17 protein-coding genes and 1 riboswitch are annotated in these 19,377 nt (G+C 53.0%); of the genes, 6 read left to right on the top strand and 11 right to left on the bottom strand.

All coding sequences use genetic code 11. The annotated features are described in order from the left end of the window. Nucleotides 1-14 precede the first annotated feature (14 nt). The 3 genes from xerC to dapF all read right to left on the bottom strand — a co-directional run bounded on the left by xerC (nt 15) and on the right by dapF (nt 2,787). Complete coding sequence (xerC, locus tag SQ11_RS04550; RefSeq protein ID WP_041512980.1) at nt 15-923, bottom strand: tyrosine recombinase XerC; 909 nt, start codon at nt 921-923, stop codon at nt 15-17. A gap of 138 nt (nt 924-1,061) precedes the next feature. Then, complete coding sequence (locus tag SQ11_RS04545) at nt 1,062-1,724, bottom strand: DUF484 family protein (protein WP_041512979.1); 663 nt, start codon at nt 1,722-1,724, stop codon at nt 1,062-1,064. Between the two features lie 211 nt (nt 1,725-1,935). Further along, nucleotides 1,936-2,787 (bottom strand): diaminopimelate epimerase, encoded by an 852-nt coding sequence (gene dapF / locus SQ11_RS04540; protein WP_041512978.1) that lies wholly within the window; start codon nt 2,785-2,787, stop codon nt 1,936-1,938. Nucleotides 2,788-3,134: 347 nt separating this feature from the next. On the opposite strand from dapF, the gene metK reads away from it, so the two are divergent. The 3 genes from metK (at nt 3,135) to metF (ending at nt 6,905) form a co-directional block, all read left to right on the top strand. Next, nucleotides 3,135-4,316, top strand: coding sequence for a methionine adenosyltransferase (metK, locus tag SQ11_RS04535; protein WP_041512977.1), 1,182 nt, complete (start codon nt 3,135-3,137; stop codon nt 4,314-4,316). A gap of 32 nt (nt 4,317-4,348) precedes the next feature. After that, a riboswitch (S-adenosyl-L-homocysteine riboswitch) is annotated at nt 4,349-4,426 on the top strand. 18 nt (nt 4,427-4,444) lie between these two features. After that, complete coding sequence (ahcY, locus tag SQ11_RS04530; RefSeq protein ID WP_041512976.1) at nt 4,445-5,908, top strand: adenosylhomocysteinase; 1,464 nt, start codon at nt 4,445-4,447, stop codon at nt 5,906-5,908. A 151-nt stretch (nt 5,909-6,059) separates the two neighbouring features. Continuing rightward, a complete protein-coding gene (gene metF, locus SQ11_RS04525) occupies nt 6,060-6,905 on the top strand; it encodes a methylenetetrahydrofolate reductase [NAD(P)H] (protein WP_041512975.1) in 846 nt (281 codons plus the stop codon). 75 nt (nt 6,906-6,980) lie between these two features. Here metF and SQ11_RS04520 read toward each other — a convergent pair whose 3' ends face one another. Continuing rightward, nucleotides 6,981-8,225, bottom strand: a complete 1,245-nt coding sequence (locus tag SQ11_RS04520; protein ID WP_041512974.1) for an alanine--glyoxylate aminotransferase family protein — start codon at nt 8,223-8,225, stop codon at nt 6,981-6,983. Nucleotides 8,226-8,577: 352 nt separating this feature from the next. On the opposite strand from SQ11_RS04520, the gene ydiK reads away from it, so the two are divergent. Continuing rightward, entirely contained in the window at nt 8,578-9,657 is a 1,080-nt protein-coding gene (gene ydiK, locus SQ11_RS04515; RefSeq protein ID WP_041512973.1) for an AI-2E family transporter YdiK, read from the top strand. Nucleotides 9,658-9,786: 129 nt separating this feature from the next. Here ydiK and SQ11_RS04510 read toward each other — a convergent pair whose 3' ends face one another. The 7 genes from SQ11_RS04510 to SQ11_RS04480 form a co-directional block, all read right to left on the bottom strand. Then, the gene (locus SQ11_RS04510) at nt 9,787-10,197 is read right to left on the bottom strand and encodes a hypothetical protein (RefSeq protein ID WP_052493986.1); all 411 of its coding nucleotides are present in this window, start codon (nt 10,195-10,197) and stop codon (nt 9,787-9,789) included. A gap of 146 nt (nt 10,198-10,343) precedes the next feature. Next, on the bottom strand, nt 10,344-11,411 hold the full coding sequence (locus SQ11_RS04505) for a septal ring lytic transglycosylase RlpA family protein (protein WP_232297893.1): 1,068 nt from the start codon (nt 11,409-11,411) through the stop codon (nt 10,344-10,346). Continuing rightward, nucleotides 11,408-12,508: a rod shape-determining protein RodA gene (gene rodA / locus SQ11_RS04500; RefSeq protein WP_041512972.1), complete on the bottom strand. Its 1,101-nt coding sequence runs from the start codon at nt 12,506-12,508 to the stop codon at nt 11,408-11,410. Before rodA ends, SQ11_RS04505 begins: the two co-directional genes overlap by 4 nt. Further along, nucleotides 12,501-14,408 (bottom strand): penicillin-binding protein 2, encoded by a 1,908-nt coding sequence (mrdA, locus tag SQ11_RS04495; protein WP_041512971.1) that lies wholly within the window; start codon nt 14,406-14,408, stop codon nt 12,501-12,503. Before mrdA ends, rodA begins: the two co-directional genes overlap by 8 nt. A 355-nt stretch (nt 14,409-14,763) precedes the next feature. Further along, nucleotides 14,764-15,288, bottom strand: a complete 525-nt coding sequence (gene mreD, locus SQ11_RS04490) for a rod shape-determining protein MreD (RefSeq protein WP_041512970.1) — start codon at nt 15,286-15,288, stop codon at nt 14,764-14,766. Then, the gene (mreC, locus tag SQ11_RS04485; RefSeq protein ID WP_041512969.1) at nt 15,275-16,180 is read right to left on the bottom strand and encodes a rod shape-determining protein MreC; all 906 of its coding nucleotides are present in this window, start codon (nt 16,178-16,180) and stop codon (nt 15,275-15,277) included. The genes mreD and mreC overlap by 14 nt, the downstream gene beginning before the upstream one ends. A 138-nt stretch (nt 16,181-16,318) precedes the next feature. Then, entirely contained in the window at nt 16,319-17,377 is a 1,059-nt protein-coding gene (locus SQ11_RS04480; protein ID WP_004176601.1) for a rod shape-determining protein, read from the bottom strand. 111 nt (nt 17,378-17,488) lie between these two features. Here SQ11_RS04480 and gatC point away from each other — a divergent pair, with 111 nt between their 5' ends. Both gatC and gatA read left to right on the top strand, forming a co-directional pair. Next, nucleotides 17,489-17,776: an Asp-tRNA(Asn)/Glu-tRNA(Gln) amidotransferase subunit GatC gene (gatC, locus tag SQ11_RS04475; protein WP_041512968.1), complete on the top strand. Its 288-nt coding sequence runs from the start codon at nt 17,489-17,491 to the stop codon at nt 17,774-17,776. A gap of 120 nt (nt 17,777-17,896) precedes the next feature. Continuing rightward, on the top strand, nt 17,897-19,357 hold the full coding sequence (gatA, locus tag SQ11_RS04470; protein ID WP_041512967.1) for an Asp-tRNA(Asn)/Glu-tRNA(Gln) amidotransferase subunit GatA: 1,461 nt from the start codon (nt 17,897-17,899) through the stop codon (nt 19,355-19,357). The last annotated feature ends 20 nt before the right edge of the window (nt 19,358-19,377 follow it).

The raw sequence follows: 19,377 nt of genomic DNA, 5'->3' as shown, positions 1-19,377 counted from the left end.
GCGCTACCCCAAGTTCAGGGCTTCTCCTTCTTCCTGGCACGTGGATGTGCCGCATCGTAAACTTTCGCCAAATGTTGAAAATCAAGATGAGTATAAACTTGCGTAGTGCTGATACTGGCATGTCCCAGCATTTCCTGCACCGCGCGCAAGTCGCCACTCGACTGCAGGAGGTGGGAGGCAAATGAATGACGCAGGACGTGGGGATGAATATTGGCGCCGATTCCCTGCCGTGCCGCCTGAATTTTTAACCGGTGACTGATGGATCGCGGACTGATGTTTCTCCCATACCGCGATACGAATAACGCGGTTGCGCCCGGTTTGACCAGCACTTCGCGCAGTTTCATCCATTCACTCAAGACGCGCGCCGCCTGACTGCCTATGGGGACTATGCGAGTCTTGCCGCCTTTGCCGGTAACACGCACTGTACCATCTGAAAAATTCAGGTCCCCGGGCCGTAGACCGATGAGTTCAGCCAGCCGGAGTCCTGAGGAATAACACAGCTCGAACATAGCTTTGTCTCGTAACGCCATTGGATCATCGTCAACAGGGAAGTCCAGCAGATTCGCGGCTTCGTCGGGTGAAAGAGTATGAGGCAGGGTTCGGGGCGATTTCGGCGCGCGCACCCCGGTACACGGATTGCAGGTATAGCCGTGATCACGCGCCAGGTATTGGTAAAAACCACGCCATGCTGAGAGCATTCTGGCCAGACTTTTTCCGGAAAATCCCTTCCCATGACGTTGGGCAACAAAGCGGCGGATATGATGAATTCGCAATTGATCGAGCGATGTTTCATCCGCGAAGTGGAGCAAAACGGCAATATCACGCGCGTAACTTTCGCACGTAAGCGGTGACAAGCGCCGTTCATTGACAAGATGGGAAAGATAGGCGGTAGCGAGTGCGTCCCGGCTATTTCCGGACATCATTGTAATCCTGCTGACATTATCTTGACCATTTTGAAGACATCGTTCTATTGGACGAAAACGGCGAAATATAGACCGGCTCGATGTTTTTAAGCCTGGTTTGTTGTAGCCAACCGCTTTAAGTTCAGCAGGCTGCCAGAACTACCCCGCCGGTCTGTACCGTGCCAATGCGGCACTTACCAGTTCGCCAAGCTGCGCCAGATACAGAGTTCCCATTTCCGGATAAAAGCGCTGCGGGTCTTCGCTTCCCATTACCAGCAGACCGATGGTCTGCTCCACGCGCAGTGGCGCCATCGCAAATGAGCGCAAGCGAACGGCGCTTTCCCCGAACCAATTCTTGATTTCCTCCAATACATGGGGGCCACAATAGGGACGCAGCAGGCTTTCCGCCACAATATGAATATCTGCGCTGGTTTGAGTGAATTCGGGAAGTGCCGGATCTTCGGCAACTGTATTCCATAATCGTAGGGCAAAATGAGGTATCGAGAAATCCTCACGCAGATTGAAATGCAGCCCATGCAGTAAATCACTCAGACGCGTGGAGGTTAGCAGCATGACGGTAAGGCGGTGCATTTTTTGATTGAGGACGCCGTTTTCCTCGCCAAATCTGACCAATTCACCCAACTTGTTCTGCAGGATGTGGTTTTTATCCCGAAGCGCGATAATTTGCCGCTCGCTGATGGGAATGGTTCTGCCGTCATGCGGATAAGAAATCTGAATATCCGCCAGCATGCCTGCATATTCATCAAAAAATTGAGGATGTTCCCGTAGATATTGGGCGACTTGTTCTGAACTGAGCTTCATGTTTCTCCTCGGTTACACTTTAAGAAATTTCCAAATAAATTCCGTGTTCCGCGAACTTACTCAGTAACTTCCTGGCCCGGATGTTTCATAAATTGAGCGCGTCCTCGCTGGTCTTTTGTTTCGCATGAAAATTTTATTCAGTTGGACGTATGAATAACTACACCACTCTCTTTCACAAAATCTACCTACAAAACAAAATACTGCGTAATCATCACGCGAACTTATGAAACATCCGGGCGAGATCAATCTCTCCATCAAACACGGTAATAGCGGGCCCCGTCATCCAGACCGGTTGATTCTCGCCTTCCCAGTGGATGAATAAATCGCCGCTGCGAAAACTGACTTTAACCCTTGACTCCAGCAACCCGCGTTCAATACCGGTCACCACTGCGGCGCAAGCGCCGGTGCCGCAAGCAAGCGTTTCACCGGCGCCCCGCTCATACACCCGCAACCGGATATGACCACGATCCATCACCTGCATATATCCGGCATTGACCCGCTTGGGAAAACGTGGATGACGCTCAATCAGCACACCTTCAGTCAATACCGGAGCATGATTCACATCCGCCACCCATTGCACTGCGTGAGGATTCCCCATGGAAACGGCGCTGATCTGTACCTGGTTGCCATCGATATCGAGAGGATAAACCAGTGCACGCTTTTCGGCGATAAAGGGAATTTCCTCCGGTTCAAATCTCGGTGCACCCATATTGACGGTAACGTCGCCGTTGGTTTCCAATCGGGGAATGATCAGTCCGCTCTTTGTTTCCACGCGAATCTCATTTTTATCTGTCATTCCCCGATCGTGCACGTAGCGAACGAAGCAGCGCGCGCCATTACCGCATTGCTCCACCTCGCCACCGTCGGCGTTGAAAATGCGATAGCGAAAATCAGCGTCGCCCTCGGCGGCTTCTATCAATAGAATCTGATCACAGCCAACGCCAAAATGACGATCGGCGAGCAGGCGCAATTGTTCAGGACTCAGAAACAAGGATTGATTTATCCCGTCAATCACGACGAAATCATTGCCCAGCCCATGCATTTTAGTAAATTTGAGTTTCATTATGAGTCCGTCGTTTTCATTCGGACGATTCGTCAGTCGCAACCGAGAAATCAACGAATATATTGCCTGTTGCCTGGTGTGAGTTTGTTACAGGAAGGTACCCCTGTCAATCGGCTACTATGCCGGCACCAGCGAATCCATCGCTACAAAAGCCGAGCCAAGGGTGGAGCGCGATCAACGGGTATGCCGTGTCATGGAGGATGCATAAAGTTCGATACTGCGCGGATATATGGGAAGAGCGGATGTTTGCTTGCAGACATGGATTGTACTATTGTCAGTCTTCTTAATACGCGCGTAATTTGGTATCCTACAATCCCTTCTTAAAACTATATGCGGCTGGACAACATATGAGTGAATACCTTTTTACTTCCGAATCCGTGTCTGAAGGTCACCCCGACAAGGTCGCCGATCAGATTTCCGATGCAATCCTCGATGCCATCCTGACCCAGGATGCCAATGCCCGGGTTGCTTGCGAAACCCTATGCAGTACCGGTCTGATCGTTATGTCGGGTGAGATCACGACCGAGGCCAACGTCGATTACATGCAAGTGGCACGCTCGTCAGTCAAGCGTATCGGTTACAACAGCTCCGATATCGGGTTTGACTATCATACCTGCGCGGTGTTGACAGCCTTCAACAAACAGTCCGCTGATATCGCGCAAGGCGTAAATCGCACCAAAGAAGAAGAAATGGATCAGGGTGCGGGCGACCAAGGGCTGATGTTTGGCTATGCATGCGACGAAACGCCGCAACTGATGCCGATGCCGATTTACTATGCCCATCGCCTGATGGAGCGGCAAGCAGAATTGAGAAAAGATGGACGCCTGCCGTGGCTGCGTCCGGACGCTAAGTCGCAGGTGTCGGTGCGCTATCTGAACGGGAAACCGCAACGCATCGAAACCGTAGTGATATCCACCCAGCACAATCCGGATGTTTCCCATACGGAACTGAGTGAAGCAGTCATCGAGGAAATCATTAAACCGGTACTTCCGAAAAATATGCTGAACAGGGAGACTCGTTACCTGGTCAATCCCACCGGGCGCTTCGTGGTGGGCGGACCGATGGGCGACTGCGGATTGACGGGCCGCAAAATCATCGTGGACAGCTATGGCGGTACCGCACATCATGGCGGAGGCGCTTTCTCCGGCAAGGATCCCTCCAAGGTCGATCGTTCCGCAGCCTATGCCGGACGTTATGTTGCCAAGAATATCGTTGCCGCGGGTATCGCCAGCAAATGCGAAGTGCAGATAGCTTATGCTATTGGTGTGGCACGCCCGGTTTCACTCATGGTTGACACTTATGGAACTGGAAAAATTTCCGACGACAAAATCGTCAAGCTGATCGAGCAGCATTTCGATTTGCGTCCGCGTGCTATTATTCATACTCTTAATCTGCTGCGCCCGATTTACCAGAAAACCGCCGCTTATGGGCACTTTGGGCGGGATGAACCCGAATTCACCTGGGAAGTCACCGACAAAGCCGCGCGGCTTCGCATCGATGCGGGAATCGAGGTTGCGGTAGAGGCATAAGCAATAAATTCACCTTAGTTTCAACTTCTCCCCCGCCTGAGGAGCGCTGCAACGGGCAAAGTCCCGCGAGGCTCGGCAGGGGGAAATCGCAATAACGGCGCTCGTTCATTTCTTAGGAGATCTGTTCCATGAACGCTGTGCTCAGTTCCACTTCTACACCTGCCTCCACACTTACGAATAGCCAATTTACCGATTATAAAGTCGCCGATATGTCCTTGGCGGCATGGGGGCGCAAGGAAATAGCCATCGCCGAAACCGAGATGCCCGGGCTGATGGCGCTGCGGGAAGAATATGCTGAGGGGAAACCTTTGGCAGGCGCGCGTATAGCCGGTTCCCTTCATATGACCATTCAGACGGCGGTTTTGATCGAAACCCTGATCAAGCTGGGTGCGGAAGTACGCTGGGCGTCGTGCAATATTTTTTCCACCCAGGATCATGCGGCAGCGGCTATCGCAGCGGAAGGCATCCCGGTATTCGCCTACAAGGGAGAGTCGCTGGATGATTATTGGGAATATACCCACCGTATTTTTGAATGGTCCGGCGACAAATCGAATGTGAACGGTACGCCCAATATGATTCTGGATGATGGTGGCGACGCAACGCTGCTGATCATTCTTGGCAGCAGGGCGGAAAAAGACCCGTCGGTCATCGCCAGTCCCGCCAACGAAGAAGAGCATGCATTATTCGCGGCGATCAAGAAAAGATTGAATGCCGAGCCTGGCTGGTATTCCAGCAAACTTGCGAATATTCGTGGCGTGACGGAGGAAACCACTACCGGCGTTCACCGTTTGTATGAAATGCAGAAGAAGGGCGAGCTGCCATTCCCGGCATTCAATGTCAACGACTCAGTCACCAAGTCCAAGTTCGATAACCTCTACGGTTGCCGTGAGTCACTGGTGGACGGTATCAAGCGTGCTACCGATGTGATGATTGCCGGCAAGATTGCGCTGGTGTGCGGCTATGGCGACGTGGGCAAAGGCTGTGCCCAATCCTTGCGTGGTCTGGGAGCGACCGTGTGGATTACCGAGATCGATCCGATTTGCGCACTGCAAGCCGCAATGGAAGGTTACCGTGTCGTCGCCATGGATGAGGTCTGCGACCAGGCCGACATTTTTGTCACCGCTACCGGCAATCTGCGCGTCATTACCCATGATCACATGCTGAGAATGAAAGACCAGGCCATCGTCTGCAACATCGGCCATTTCGACTCTGAAATAGACATTGCTTCCGTCCAGAAATATCAATGGGAAAACATCAAGCCGCAGGTGGATCACGTCATTTTTCCAACAGGCCGGCGCATTATCGTGCTGGCACAGGGACGCCTGGTGAATCTGGGTTGCGCCACCGGCCATCCTTCATTTGTCATGTCCAGTTCATTCACCAATCAAGTGCTCGCACAAATGGAGCTTTGGCAAAATGGCGCCAACTACCAAAAGAATGTCTATGTACTGCCCAAGCATTTGGATGAGAAAGTGGCGCGGTTGCACATCAAGAAACTGGGCGTCAAACTTACCGAACTGACTGACGAACAGGCAAAATACTTGAATATGGATAAAAACGGACCCTACAAGCCAGCAATGTACCGGTACTGATTCGAGGGCAAACCGCACTCGTGCCCCTGCCGACAAAGCAGGGGCTTATCCTATTCCAAGGCTACGGAGCAATCCGAAGCTGGTAAAAGTCCGACATCTTCATTCACCTTTTATCATCTCCGTATCTGCACATCGCCGCAATTGGCAAACAATGGAATCACAAAAAAAGTTCGCTCGCACTTTCAGTTTCGAGTTTTTCCCACCGCAAACACGGGAGGGGATAGAGAAGTTGCGTGCTACTCGCGCGCAATTGGCACAACTTAACCCAAAATTCTTTTCGGTAACATTTGGCGCAGGCGGGTCAACCCGCGACCGCACCCTTGAGACGGTGCTGGAAATTCAGGCGGAAGGGTATGCGGCCGCACCCCATCTTTCCTGTATCGGCTCGACCAGCGAGAATATTCGTGCCATGTTGCAGAAATACCAAGATGGGGGTATCCGCCATATTGTCGCCTTGCGCGGCGATCTGCCTTCAGGCATGGCGCAGTGGGGAGAATTTCGCTACGCAGATGAACTGGTAAGGTTCATCCGCAAGGAATTTGGTAATGCGTTCCATATCGAAGTGGCTTCATACCCGGAATATCACCCGCAGGCGGACTCGGCGCAGGATGACCTGGTGAACTTCAAGCGCAAGGTGGAAGCAGGAGCGGATTCCGTTATCACCCAGTATTTCTACAATGCGGATGCCTACTTTAATTTCATTGAAGCGTGCGAGGCGATGGGCGTCAATGTTCCTATTGTGCCTGGCATTATGCCCATCAATAAATTCTCGCAGCTGGCAAGATTTTCGGATTCTTGCGGTGCGGAAATTCCGCGCTGGATCAAGAAAAAACTGGAAGGCTATGGAGATGACAGCGCATCAATACGTGCGTTTGGCCTGGACGTCGTGACCGATTTATGCGACCGGCTGCTCAGTGCTGGCGCACCGGGATTACATTTCTATACACTGAACTCAGCGGGATTGACGACGACCATCTGGCAAAGGTTGGGATTGTAATGCCAGATTGGGGTGTACAACCTTTCTCCCTTGTTGCACAGGGAGAAAGGGAGCTTGCCTAGCATGGTTCAGTATTTAAGCCACAGCTTTCACCGGAGCGGCCTGCTGAGGCAGGGGATTAGCCGCATAAGCATAATGAGCCGCCGATTCAGCCGTACCATATTCGATTTTCCTGCCCATATCTGAGAATACCGTCTCCAGCGCGTTCAGGCATAGCATTACGTTTTCCATTTTGCTCGAATAACCCATCAGGCCGAAACGCCAGATCTTGCCCGCGAGGTCGCCCAGTCCCGCACCGATCTCCAGGCTATAGTCTGCGAGCAACCTGCGGCGCACTTCCTTCTCATCTATGCCTTCCGGCACATAGACCGAGTTAAGCTGGGGCAAACGGGATTTCTCTTCCACCAGATACTCGATGCCAAGCGTCTCCAGCCCCGCTTTGAGCGCGGTATGGTTACGCTGATGACGCGCCCAGGAATGCTCCAATCCTTCCTCGTACAGCATGACCAAAGCCTCATGCAACGCATAGAGCGCGTTGGTGGGAGCGGTGTGATGATAAGTGCGGGTGGTGCCCCAGTAGCCGAGCAGCAGATTCAAATCCATAAACCAGCTTTGTACTTTTCCCTTGCGATTCTTGACCAATTCCACCACGCGCTCCGAAAAGCTTACGGGTGATAAACCCGGCGGACACGACAAACACTTCTGGCTGCCGGAATAAATCGCGTCAATCTTCCACTCGTCAACTTTGAGGGGAGAGCCGCCCAGCGAGGTCACGGTATCCACAATGGAAAGGCAATTATGGCGATGCGCGATTTCACATAATAGTTTTGCATCCGACAGCGCACCGGTGGATGTTTCAGCATGGACAAAGGCAACGACCTTCGCATCCGGATTCTGTTTCAACGCGTCTTCCACTTTTTGCGGATCAACGGGTGCTCCCCACTTGTCTTCCACCACCACTGCGATACCGCCGCAGCGCTGCACGTTTTCGATCATGCGTCCACCAAATACGCCGTTGCGGCATACGATCACCTTGTCGCCCGGGTTGACCATGTTGACGAAACACATTTCCATCCCGACCGAGCCCGGACCGGAAACCGGAAAGGTCAATAAATTGGAAGTCTGAAAGGTATAACGCAACAGGCTCTTCAATTCTTCCATCATATCCGTGAACACCGGATCGAGGTGACCCAGCGTCGGGCGGGCCATGGCGGATAATACGCGCGGATGGGTATCCGAGGGACCCGGTCCCATCAAAACACGTTGCGGAGGATAAAACGTGCTAATTTTTTTGGTGGGATAAAAATGTTTAGTGGTCATGAGGATCCTGAATGTAGTGATGCACTGAATTGATTGAAAGAGAACTCTGATTTTATCAAGTGATGGGAGATTTTGCTATTGGCAAATGAAGCATCGGCATGAAACCATACCGGCCCCTGATTTCATGCCTCGGTCCCGTCGGGTATGGATAAGGATCGCTGTAGAGTCACTCGTTATTGTCCGCCAGACCGGTATCGCAACCATACCAAGCTGTCTTGTTTATATAGAGGTCTCGAGATAAGCGCTACACTCAAAAAGTGTATGACATAAAATGGAAAGGTGGCGTATTCTTGATGATCGGTCAAATCAACACGCGGCATTGCTGTAGCCATTGTAAAGAAGAGAGTGCTGTTTGATTAAGAGATCCGACCTTACCAGCAATTTGCTCAGTGTGCTTGTTATCAGCCTGCTAATCGCAGGTAGCTTGTGGGTGATCGAGCCCTTTTTGCCCGCGGCGATCTGGGCGACCATGATAGTCGTGGCGACGTGGCCGATCATGCTCCTGGTACAGCGGCATCTGGGCGGACGGCGGGGTCCGGCGGTAGCGATAATGGTATTGGCTATGACGGTGATCATTGGGCTGCCTCTAGCCATGGTGATCAGCACCATCATTGATAACGCAGTCAACATGTCAAGTCTGGCAAGAAACTTGCCGAACTATCAATTGCCGGTTCCCCCGGAATGGTTGCGCGGTATTCCGCTAGTAGGCGACCGGCTCTGGAATGAATGGCAAGCCATCTCGAAAGCGGGTGCTGCCAGCCTTACCGACAAAATCCAGCCTTATGCCAGCAGAATTGCCAATTGGGCGCTAAGCCAGATGAACAATTTAGCCGTGCTGTTTATTCACCTGCTGCTCACTTTAATAATCTCCGCTATTTTTTATGCCCGGGGTGAAATAGCGGTTGCCGGCGTCAGCCGCTTTGCCAGACGTTTGGCCGGCCCCCGCGGCGAGGATGCGGTTCAACTCGCCGGTCAATCAATTCGCGCGGTCGCACTGGGTATTGTTTTCACCGCCATCGCCCAGTCGGCGCTGGGTGGTTTCGGTCTATGGGTTGCAGGAGTGCCGTTTGCCGGGGTACTGACCGCGATTATGCTGTTCTTTTGCATTATCCAGGTTGGCCCGGGCATACCATTATTGGGTGGGGTTATCTGGTTGTTTTATCAAGGCGATCAAACGTGGGGTTTCGTACTGCTGGTATGGGCCATTCTTGTCGGCTTGATGGATAATGTCTTGCGCCCCGTGTTGATCAGGCGCGGAGCCAATTTGCCGATACTTCTGATTCTGGTGGGCGTGCTGGGTGGCATACTGACCTTCGGCATTATTGGTCTGTTTATTGGTCCGGTCATTCTTGCGGTGACTTATACGCTGACGAATGCCTGGATTGCGGATGGAGAAGCAAAAGAGGCAGCGCTTCCGCCGGGTAGCCTATGATCACTGATCAACAATGCCGAGGCGAATCAGAGAGAGTGAATCATGACAAGGTCAATAGGCATTACATTTCTTTCAAGGAACTCCTGAGCACGGAATGGCATATCACCGATCAACCGACGAGAACCACAGTTAATCCTCCTTTGTCTTTTCATTCTCCAGTGCCTGGGCCGTAATTTCATGGTACATGTGTATCACTTGAGAAACGAAGGGTTCATATTCCGGGTGTTTGTCGACAAGCGTCCTGATATGGGCGAAATCTCTAAAAATTGTTTCAAGGAAGGTAATATCGAACTCACCAAGCACTCCACCTTGATCAATTCTCTCTTTGATTGCAAGCGCTCGTGGAAGCCTTTGCGTTTGGAATCTCTCCAGGAGAGCCAGTACGACCCCTTTCTCTTCCGCAGATTCATGCATGATCTCCCTCCTTTCGGCTGAATTATCCTGGATCTTCAGCTTCTTAAAACCGTCCTTAATTTTTGACTGGTGTCGCGTGCTTGGATGCCTGTCGGCCTCGGCTACCCATCCACCGCCAAATACCATATAGAGATTGATGAGTGAACCGAATACGGTGCAAAACGATACGGCTCGGGATTACGTGCAGATTAAACGATACGAAGAATGTGGGATGGTGGATAAATATATGCTTCACGGTATTTCATGAAACAGATGAGCCACACATGGAAAATTTATCGTACGAGCAGCATCGGTTTGATGGACAGCGTCTGCGCGATTTTATCGGCTGCCTGCCTGGCTAGCAGTCGATCGGCATAAGGGCCGGCATGGACCTTGAACAAGCCGTCTTTCGCGATGATACCCAGGATATCGGTCAAAGAAGGAAGCTCTGCACGCATGTGCGTGAGGAAATTATCCGCATTATCGTAGGCGCTGAATGCGCCCAATTGCAGGTAGATTCCACCAGTATCGCCAGCAGCCGCGGCGGTGGAGGTATCAGCAAGAGATGCAGCCGCAGAGGCGGGCACGGGGTCTGCTACCAATAGATCTGACTGGGCTTCGCTGTTTTGCTTCTCTTCAACAGGAAAAAGTTGGGGACCTGCTTTCTCACGAACAGTGATCGGCGCACCGGAGGACGCTGGCGTAACCCGCGCAACGGCGTCCGTACCGGGAAGGATGCTTTCCACTTCCACCCAGGCGCTACCGCCATCCAGGACGCCAAGTTTGTGGGCCGCAGTATAGGAAAGATCGATTAGCCGGTCAGAATGAAACGGTCCGCGGTCGTTGACGCGCACGACCACGGATTTTCCGTTCCGGATATTGGTGACGCGGGCATAGCTGGGTAATGGCAGCGTGGTGTGGGCGGCGGTCATGGTGTACATATCGTAGACTTCGCCGGAAGCTGTTTTCTGCCCATGGTAACGGCGGCCATACCAGGAAGCTATCCCGCGTTCCCGGTAAGACCCCAGAGTGGTCAATGGCGTATAGGATTTTCCCAGCGCAATATAAGGCCGCATGTTGGCCTGGCGCAGAGGTTCATACCGCGGCACGGCATCGGGAATGGAAGCGAGGTCGGCTGGCGGGTTGTCCCCGGGGCCGTCATCCAGATAATAGCCGCCCTTTTTTGCTGAAATACCCGATTTTCCCGGTGTGGAGGAAGATGTCTTTCCCGGCGTATCGCGTTTCAGGACACTGCCGCAGCCGGCAATAAAGACTATCATGGCTACCGCGATGATCCGGGTGACCGGTATTAGAACATTGAATGATGATACGTTTCTTGATCCCGAGTCGATGTTGCTCACGTCTTCACCAGTTTAGGATGCGTCTGTATGCTCATCAAAATACCAAATCCCAGCAGCATTGTCACCATTGATGTGCCGCCGTAGCTGATTAGCGGCAGCGGTACGCCCACTACCGGCAAGATGCCGATAACCATGCCAATATTGACGAAAATATAAGTGAAGAAAGTCAGCGTGATCGAGCCGGCGATTAGGCGGGTAAATTGGGTCGAGGCATTGGCGGCGATAATCATGCCACGGCCAATTACCACCAGATAAAGCAGCAACAGCAATGAATTACCCACCAGACCGAATTCCTCGGAAAATACCGCGAAAATAAAATCGGTACTTTTTTCCGGGAGGAAATCGAGATGGGTCTGGGTCCCGTTCTGCCAGCCTTTACCGAGGACACCCCCGGATCCTATGGCAATGGTGGACTGGATGGTATGGTAGCCGGCTCCCAGGGCATCCTGCGTCGGATCGAGCAGCGTCATAACGCGCCGCCGCTGGTAATCGTGCATCATTGACCAAAGAATCGGCAGACTGCCGGCTCCGGCAATCAATAGTGTGGCCATAATCCGCCACGATAGCCCGGTAAGAAACAGCACGTAGAAACCGCTGGAGGCAATCAACAAGGCGGTACCCAAATCCGGCTGACGCATGATCATCACTACCGGAATCAGTAGCAGGAACGTAGCGACTGCGTAATCCCTCAGCCGCAGGGTGGCTTCATGTTTATCGAAATACCACGCCATCATCAGCGGCACGGCTATTTTCATCAATTCGGAAGGTTGGATACGCGTTACCCCGATGTTCAGCCAGCGCCGCGCACCATTGTTGATTTCACCGAATAGTGCCACGCCAAGCAGCAGGAAGAGGCCGGCTACGTATATCGGCAGGGCGATACGCATGATATGCTGCAATGGAATATTCGCGATCAACCACATGATGCCAAGCGCCACCAGCATGTTGATCGCCTGATTAGTGACGCGGCTCAGGTTTGCGTCGGTGGCGCTATATAGTGTGGCCAGGCCAGTCAACATCAGGAGCAGAATTCCGCATAGCAGAAAACCATCCACATAACGCGTGAGATAGTGCCATAAGCGCAATGGCCTAATCATGCGCACCCTCCTCGTCTTCGGGAACAGTCTTTGCCGCGGCCTCTTCAGGCAGCTTGCCGAGCAGATGGTAGTCCATTACCAGCCTCGCAACCGGTGCGGCAGCGGCGCCGCCGTGGCCGCCATTTTCCACCAGCACCGCCAGCGCTATTTTGGGGTTTTCCGCAGGCGCGTAGGCAACGAACAGCGCGTGGTCACGATGACGTTCCTGCACTTTGCTTTCCACATATTTTTCCCCTTGCTTCATACCAACCACTTGCGACGTGCCGGTCTTCCCCGCGAAGTTATAGGCAGCGCCCGCACCGGCGAGTGCCGCGGTGCCGCCAGGCCGGGTTACGGCTATCAGTGCATTCTGAACGTGCGTCAGATTATCGGCATTGAGATTGAGGGTATATAGCGGTTGCGTGACGATTTCGCGCACTTCCCCATTTCTGTTGTTGTGCACCTGCTTTACCAGATGCGGGCGAAAGGCGGTACCCTTGCCGGCGAGGATAGCGGTGGCGAAAGCCAGTTGCAGGGGCGTGGTCAAATTGTAGCCTTGGCCGATACCGACGGAAATCGTATCACCCGCATACCATTTCTGCTTGTACCGCTTCATTTTCCATTCTTGCGAGGGCAATAGGCCATTGGCCTCGCCTTCAATATCGATTCCAGTTTTCTTCCCCAGCCCGAACTGACCGGTGAAATTGAATATATTGTCTATCCCGAGATCATTGGCAAGTCCGTAATAATAAGTGTCACAAGATACAACCAGAGATTTGTGCAGATCCACATAGCCATGGCCACCCGCCTTCCAGTCGCGGAAGCGGTGAGTGCTGCCGGGCAGGCTGAAATAACCCGGATCGCTGATTCCCTGCTGAGGCGTGCGTTTCTTAAGCTCCAGGCCGGCCAGCGCCATGAATGGCTTGAATGTGGAACCTGGCGGATACAACCCGCGCAAAGCCCGGTTGTTCAGCGGCCGGTCGATGGAGTTGTTCAGCAGGTCCCAATTTTCGGAGTCGATTCCATCGACAAACAGATTGGGATCGAAGCCGGGCTTACTGACGAACGCCAGCACATCGCCGGTGCCGGGATCAATCGCCACCAGCGCGCCGCGCCGGTCTCCAAATGCTTTTTCCGCAACCTCCTGCAACTTGATGTCGAGCGATAATGTCAGATTGTTACCGGAGATCGGCGGAGTACGGGATATTACCCTGATTACCCGGCCGGCCGCATCGGTTTCCATTTCCTCGAAGCCCGTGATACCGTGCAGTTCCTTCTCATAGCTTTGTTCGAGGCCGATTTTACCCATGTACAGCGAACCACGATAGTTGGCCAGGTTGTCATTAGCCTCCAAATATTCCAGATCCTTGTCGTTGATACGACCAATATAACCTACCACATGTGATGCAACCTCCCCTTTGGGGTATTGGCGAAACAAACGCGCTTTGATTTCCACCCCCGGGAAACGATAACGGTTGGCGGCGAAGCGCGCCACTTCCACATCCGATAAACGGGTACGAATAGGCAGGCTTTCAAACCGCTTGCTCTCATCCATCAGCTTCTTGAAACGCTTGCGGTCTCTCGCCGCTATCTCGATCACGGTGGACAATTCGTTGATGAGAGCTTCCAGATTGGTAACCTTGCTTGGTACGATTTCGAGCGTATAGGCCGAGTAGTTATGCGCCAATACCTCGCCATTACGGTCGAAAATCAGGCCGCGGTTGGGTACGATAGGGGAAATGGATATCCGGTTGGCTTCCGCCAGCGTGTGGTAGTGGTCGCGTTGCGACACCTGCAGGTAAAAGAAGCGGGTAAATAACAAGAGGAACAACAGCAGCACGAATATTGCACCGACTGCAAGCCGGAATCGAAAATTATGCAGCTCCCGCGGGTGATTTCGAAGCTCTACTCTGCGCTTCATAATCCGGGATTCCACAACTGTAGCAAACCCACCATGGAGGTGAAAGGCAAGTAGCGCAAAAAGTCTTTGCGGATCATGATGCTAAGCCAACGAATGAGCGTTCAACTGCCGGATTTAGGATAATCCTAAATTCGGCAGTTGGACGGGGTGAAGTGTGCGGTTTTTGGGGTGCAGGGCAAGGCGCAACGACGCGGAATGGCCGCCCCATTCCAAGAAGTTGCAACGCAGCCATGTGCTGCAAAAACTGTGCAATTCACTCCGTAGCGGCCTCACCCAAAGAGTGAGAGCCAAGTAATACAAGATATTGTTATTTATCATAACATTGATCTATTAAATGAGCGTTCAACTGCCGGATTTAGGATAATGCATTCGAATCAGACCTGGGCCTCTGGGGTATTTTCAATAACGAGGAAAGCAGCGGCCACAATACTGTACCGGTAGCACTCGCAAGAAAAAAATTCCAGCCGGGAAAATCCGCCCCATCCAGCAGCCAGGTAAGAAGCATGACCGATTGTCCCATGAGCAATATCAGTCCCATCTGAGGGGCCTGCTTCAGCGGGCCAAAATTATACAGGCGCCGATGGAATAGCAATGCGCCAAATGCCATGATGCTATATGCGAGGGCATGCTGGCCGAACGTGCTGGCGTTGCCGATATCCATCAGCAGGCCCATGCCAAAGGCGGTACTCATACCGACCCGCTGCGGTTGGTTGATGCACCAGTAAAGTATCGTCAGTGCGGTGAAATCAGGCCAGAATGTCAGCAGCGCGCCCCTTAGCGGTAGCAGGTTCAGCAGCAGTGCCATCACCAGGCTAAGAACGATGAATGAGCTTTTGACAGGCCGTAGAATTTCCTGTCGGGGATGATCAGCGAACGCCAACTTTTTCTCTCTTCTTGTCCTCGGGTTTGGACTTCTCGAATGTATCCGCCGGATTTTCCGTAACAGGTGTCATCGCCGACAATATCAGCAACTGCCGATGGCTGCCCACTCCAGCGGCGGGGGTACAAGTGACGCGGGCAAAGATATAAGTGGGATTGCGCTCGATTTTTGACACCAGTGCCACAGGAAGACCGGGTGGATAAACCCCGTCTATTCCTGAAGTCACCAGCATGTCGCCCTCTTCGATATCGGTATTGACCGCCACATAACGCAACTCCAGCGTTCCATCCTTACCTGTGCCGGATACCACCGAGCGTAGACCATTGCGGACCACCTGCACCGGAACTGAGTGATCCCTGTCGGTAATAAGCGTGACTTCGGACAGCCAGGGAGAGTTGCGAGTGATCTGCCCCACTACGCCTGCATCATCCACTACTACCTGGCCTGGCTGAATACCGCTCTGGCTGCCTTTATCAAGCATGACCTTATGGTTGAATGGATCGCGCGGGACGTGCAGAATCTCGGCCATGACAGCTTTACTTTCCATACGCTGTGTGGCTTCCAGCAGTTTACGCAACTGGATGTTCTCAGCTTCCAGTGCCTGCAGCTGTTGGAGTTGCCCACGGTCGGCAAGGTACCGCTGCTTGAGATATTCATTTTCATCTGTCAAATGTTGACTGACGAAAAGCTCGCTCGCCGTGTCATATATCTGTGCGGGGACATTGGCCAGTTTTTGTAATGGATAAATCACCACGCTTAAAGCCTGGCGTATTTCGGAGAGATATTTAAACCGGCTATCGGCCGCCATCAGCAGTAAGGACAATAATACAAAAAAAACCAGCCGAGCCAGCAAACTGGGACCCTGCCTGAAAAACTGTGGAGCCGTTTCCATTACGTTTTAGTTCAGGGGTTCTCGATACAGAGGGTGCTCCGCCTGGGGCTGACGTGAATACACCAACCCATTTAATAACCTAGATCCGGTAGTCGGACGGAGTGAACTGACAGACAGGCAATCAGCACCGGATCAAGGTTAATCACTGGCAAATATACCGACCAAATGATCCATATTTTCCAGTGCGACACCCGACCCGCGTACAACGCAAGTAAGCGGGTCTTCCGCAATGATTACCGACAAGCCGGTTTCTTCCATCAACAAGCGATCGATGTCGCGCAGCAGTGCGCCGCCACCGGTCAGAACCATGCCTTTTTCGGCGATATCCGCCCCCAGCTCGGGCAGCGTATGTTCCAGGGCGGATTTGACTGCGCTGACGATACTGTTTAGGGGGTCGGTCAGCGCTTCAAGGATTTCGTTACTGGAAATGGCAAAGCTGCGTGGAATCCCTTCCGCCAGATTGCGTCCCTTGACTTCCATTTCACGTACTTCCGATCCCGGAAAGGCGGATCCGATCTCTTTCTTGATCAATTCGGCGGTGACTTCACCGATCAGCATGCCATAGTTGCGGCGAATGTAATTGATAATGGCCTCGTCGAACTTGTCCCCGCCCACGCGTACCGAGTTCGAGTAAACGATGCCGCCCAGCGATATCACGCCCACTTCGGTAGTGCCGCCGCCAATATCGACCACCATCGAGCCGGTAGCCTCCTCGACCGGCAGATTGGCGCCGATGGCGGCCGCCATCGGTTCTTCAATTAATTCCACCTTGCGCGCACCGGCGCCGTAAGCCGCCTCGCGGATGGCACGGCGCTCCACTTGGGTGGAACCGAAAGGAACACAAATGACAATGCGCGGATTGGCGGAAAACAGCCGCGGCGGATTCACTTTCTTGATAAAGTGTTTCAGCATCTGTTCGGTAACGGTGAAGTCGGCAATTACGCCGTCCTTCATGGGGCGGATCGCAGTGATATTGCCGGGCGTACGTCCCAGCATCTGCTTGGCCGCCAGCCCTACCTGCTGAATTATTTTCTTGCCGTTGGGGCCGCCATCCTGACGTATTGCCACCACCGAGGGCTCGTTGAGCACGATACCCTGACCGCGAACGTAAATCAGGGTATTGGCGGTACCCAGATCAATCGCCATGTCAGTAGAAAAATAACCCTTCAGTATGTTGTTGTTTATAAAATTGAGCATGTAAACGAAATCCGTGGAGATGACAGTAATAAAAAGCGCGCGAAAAGAATGCGTGGGTCAGGCCGGCTATGATACTCTATTAGCTATTTGAATATAAGGGTTTTGGCGGGAATGTCACTGTCTCTGGATGATGTAAAACGTGTCTCAAACCTGGCCCGCATCGAAATCAGCGAAGATGAGGTGCGAACGGCGCTGGCGCAATTATCGGACATCTTCGGCCTGATCCAGGAGATGCAGGCAGTGAACACGTCAGTGATAAAACCGATGTCTCACGCTCAGGATGTTATGCAGCGGCTCCGAGCGGATGTGGTGACCGAGATCGATCAGCGCGAATCGTTCCAGTCGATAGCACCCAAGGTAGAGTCAGGGCTTTATCTGGTGCCGAAAGTCATCGAGTGATTCTGAACAAATCTCCGGGCTTGTCCGCAATATTTCACGGAGAACTTACCCAGAACACCTTCAGGCATACCCCGGTATATTTTCCTGTCATCTTTTGATCTGCTTCGCTCCAAAAATACCATGTTGAATTTCGGCCTCACGCAACTCTCCGCCTTGCTCGCGGCGAAAAAAATTTCCAGCGCTGAACTGACCGGCGAGTTTCTTGAGCGCTCAAAATCACTGAACCCGGACTACAACGCTTTCATTACACTCAATGAAGAGACCAGCCTTGCCCAGGCACGAGCTGCCGATGCGATGATCGCAGCCGGGCAGGCGCATGCCCTGACCGGTATTCCTATTGCCCAGAAGGATATTTTCTGTACCAAGGGATGGCTTACCACCTGTGGGTCGCGAATGCTGTCGAACTTCATTTCGCCGTACGATGCCCATGTGATCGAGCGTTTCAATGCCGCGGGGGCGGTGAATATTGGCAAAACCAATATGGATGAGTTCGCCATGGGATCGAGCAACGAAACCTCTTTTTACGGGCCGGTGAGAAATCCGTGGGATAGTACTGCCGTACCCGGCGGCAGTTCGGGCGGCTCCGCCTGCGCGGTCGCCGCACGCATGGCTCCCGCCGCAACCGGTACCGATACAGGCGGCTCAATCCGTCAGCCGGCGGCATTATGCGGTATTTCAGGGCTCAAGCCCACTTACGGACTGGTGTCGCGCTATGGCATGATCGCGTTTGCTTCCAGCCTCGACCAGGCCGGGCCAATGGCGAAATCAGCGGAAGATCTGGCACTGATGCTGAATGTCATGACGGGATTCGATGCGCGTGATTCAACCAGTCTGGAGCGTGAGCCGGAAGATTACACGCGCGATCTGGAAAAACCGCTGGAGGGCCTGCGCATCGGTTTGCCAAAGGAATATTTCGTCAAGGAAATAAACGATGACGTGGCGCGGGCCGTGGAAGCGGCTATCGCGGAATATCGCAAGCTGGGCGCCAGAACGGTGGAGGTATCGCTGCCTTCCACGAAACTTTCCGTGCCGGTTTACTATGTACTGGCCCCGGCGGAAGCCTCGAGCAACCTCTCACGTTTCGACGGCGTGCGTTATGGCTACCGCGCTCCGGAATATACCGACCTCAACGACATGTACCGCAAAAGCCGCGCCCAGGGTTTCGGTGCGGAAGTGAAACGCCGCATTCTAATTGGCACTTACGTGCTATCGCATGGGTACTACGATGCGTACTACATCCAGGCCCAGAAACTGCGCCGTTTGATCGCGCAGGATTTTATCGAGGCATTCAAACAGTGCGACATCATCATGGGGCCGACTTCGCCCACAGTCGCATTCAATCTGGGGGAGAAAAGCAGCGATCCTGTGCAGATGTATTTGTCCGATGCCTACACCATCGCAGTCAACCTCGCCGGATTGCCAGCCATGTCCATTCCCGCGGGTTTTGGCAACCAGAACAGGCCGGTGGGATTGCACATTATCGGCAATTATTTTGCGGAAGCGCAAATGCTGAATGTGGCTCATCAGTACCAGCGGGCAACCGACTGGCATGTGCGGATGCCCATTCCCCTAGAGACGTGAACTACCACATATAGATCTCG

The sequence above is a fragment of the Nitrosospira sp. NpAV genome (genome assembly GCF_000832065.1).
Taxonomy (GTDB): Bacteria; Pseudomonadota; Gammaproteobacteria; order Burkholderiales; family Nitrosomonadaceae; genus Nitrosospira.
Note: the sequence above shows the minus strand (reverse complement) of the source record. Positions and strands in the feature narration are given on the sequence as shown.

Excerpts from the sequence above, each read along its gene's own strand:
- metF (WP_041512975.1), top strand. The coding sequence starts at position 6,060 with ATGGAATCACAAAAAAAGTTCGCTCGCACTTTCAGTTTCGAGTTTTTC.
- SQ11_RS04510 (WP_052493986.1), bottom strand. The coding sequence starts at position 10,197 with ATGGTATTTGGCGGTGGATGGGTAGCCGAGGCCGACAGGCATCCAAGC.
- gatA (WP_041512967.1), top strand. The coding sequence starts at position 17,897 with ATGTTGAATTTCGGCCTCACGCAACTCTCCGCCTTGCTCGCGGCGAAA.
- metK (WP_041512977.1), top strand. The coding sequence starts at position 3,135 with ATGAGTGAATACCTTTTTACTTCCGAATCCGTGTCTGAAGGTCACCCC.
- mreC (WP_041512969.1), bottom strand. The coding sequence starts at position 16,180 with ATGGAAACGGCTCCACAGTTTTTCAGGCAGGGTCCCAGTTTGCTGGCT.
- dapF (WP_041512978.1), bottom strand. The coding sequence starts at position 2,787 with ATGAAACTCAAATTTACTAAAATGCATGGGCTGGGCAATGATTTCGTC.
- ahcY (WP_041512976.1), top strand. The coding sequence starts at position 4,445 with ATGAACGCTGTGCTCAGTTCCACTTCTACACCTGCCTCCACACTTACG.
- SQ11_RS04480 (WP_004176601.1), bottom strand. The coding sequence starts at position 17,377 with ATGCTCAATTTTATAAACAACAACATACTGAAGGGTTATTTTTCTACT.
- SQ11_RS04520 (WP_041512974.1), bottom strand. The coding sequence starts at position 8,225 with ATGACCACTAAACATTTTTATCCCACCAAAAAAATTAGCACGTTTTAT.
- rodA (WP_041512972.1), bottom strand. The coding sequence starts at position 12,508 with ATGATTAGGCCATTGCGCTTATGGCACTATCTCACGCGTTATGTGGAT.
- mrdA (WP_041512971.1), bottom strand. The coding sequence starts at position 14,408 with ATGAAGCGCAGAGTAGAGCTTCGAAATCACCCGCGGGAGCTGCATAAT.
- xerC (WP_041512980.1), bottom strand. The coding sequence starts at position 923 with ATGATGTCCGGAAATAGCCGGGACGCACTCGCTACCGCCTATCTTTCC.
- gatC (WP_041512968.1), top strand. The coding sequence starts at position 17,489 with ATGTCACTGTCTCTGGATGATGTAAAACGTGTCTCAAACCTGGCCCGC.
- SQ11_RS04545 (WP_041512979.1), bottom strand. The coding sequence starts at position 1,724 with ATGAAGCTCAGTTCAGAACAAGTCGCCCAATATCTACGGGAACATCCT.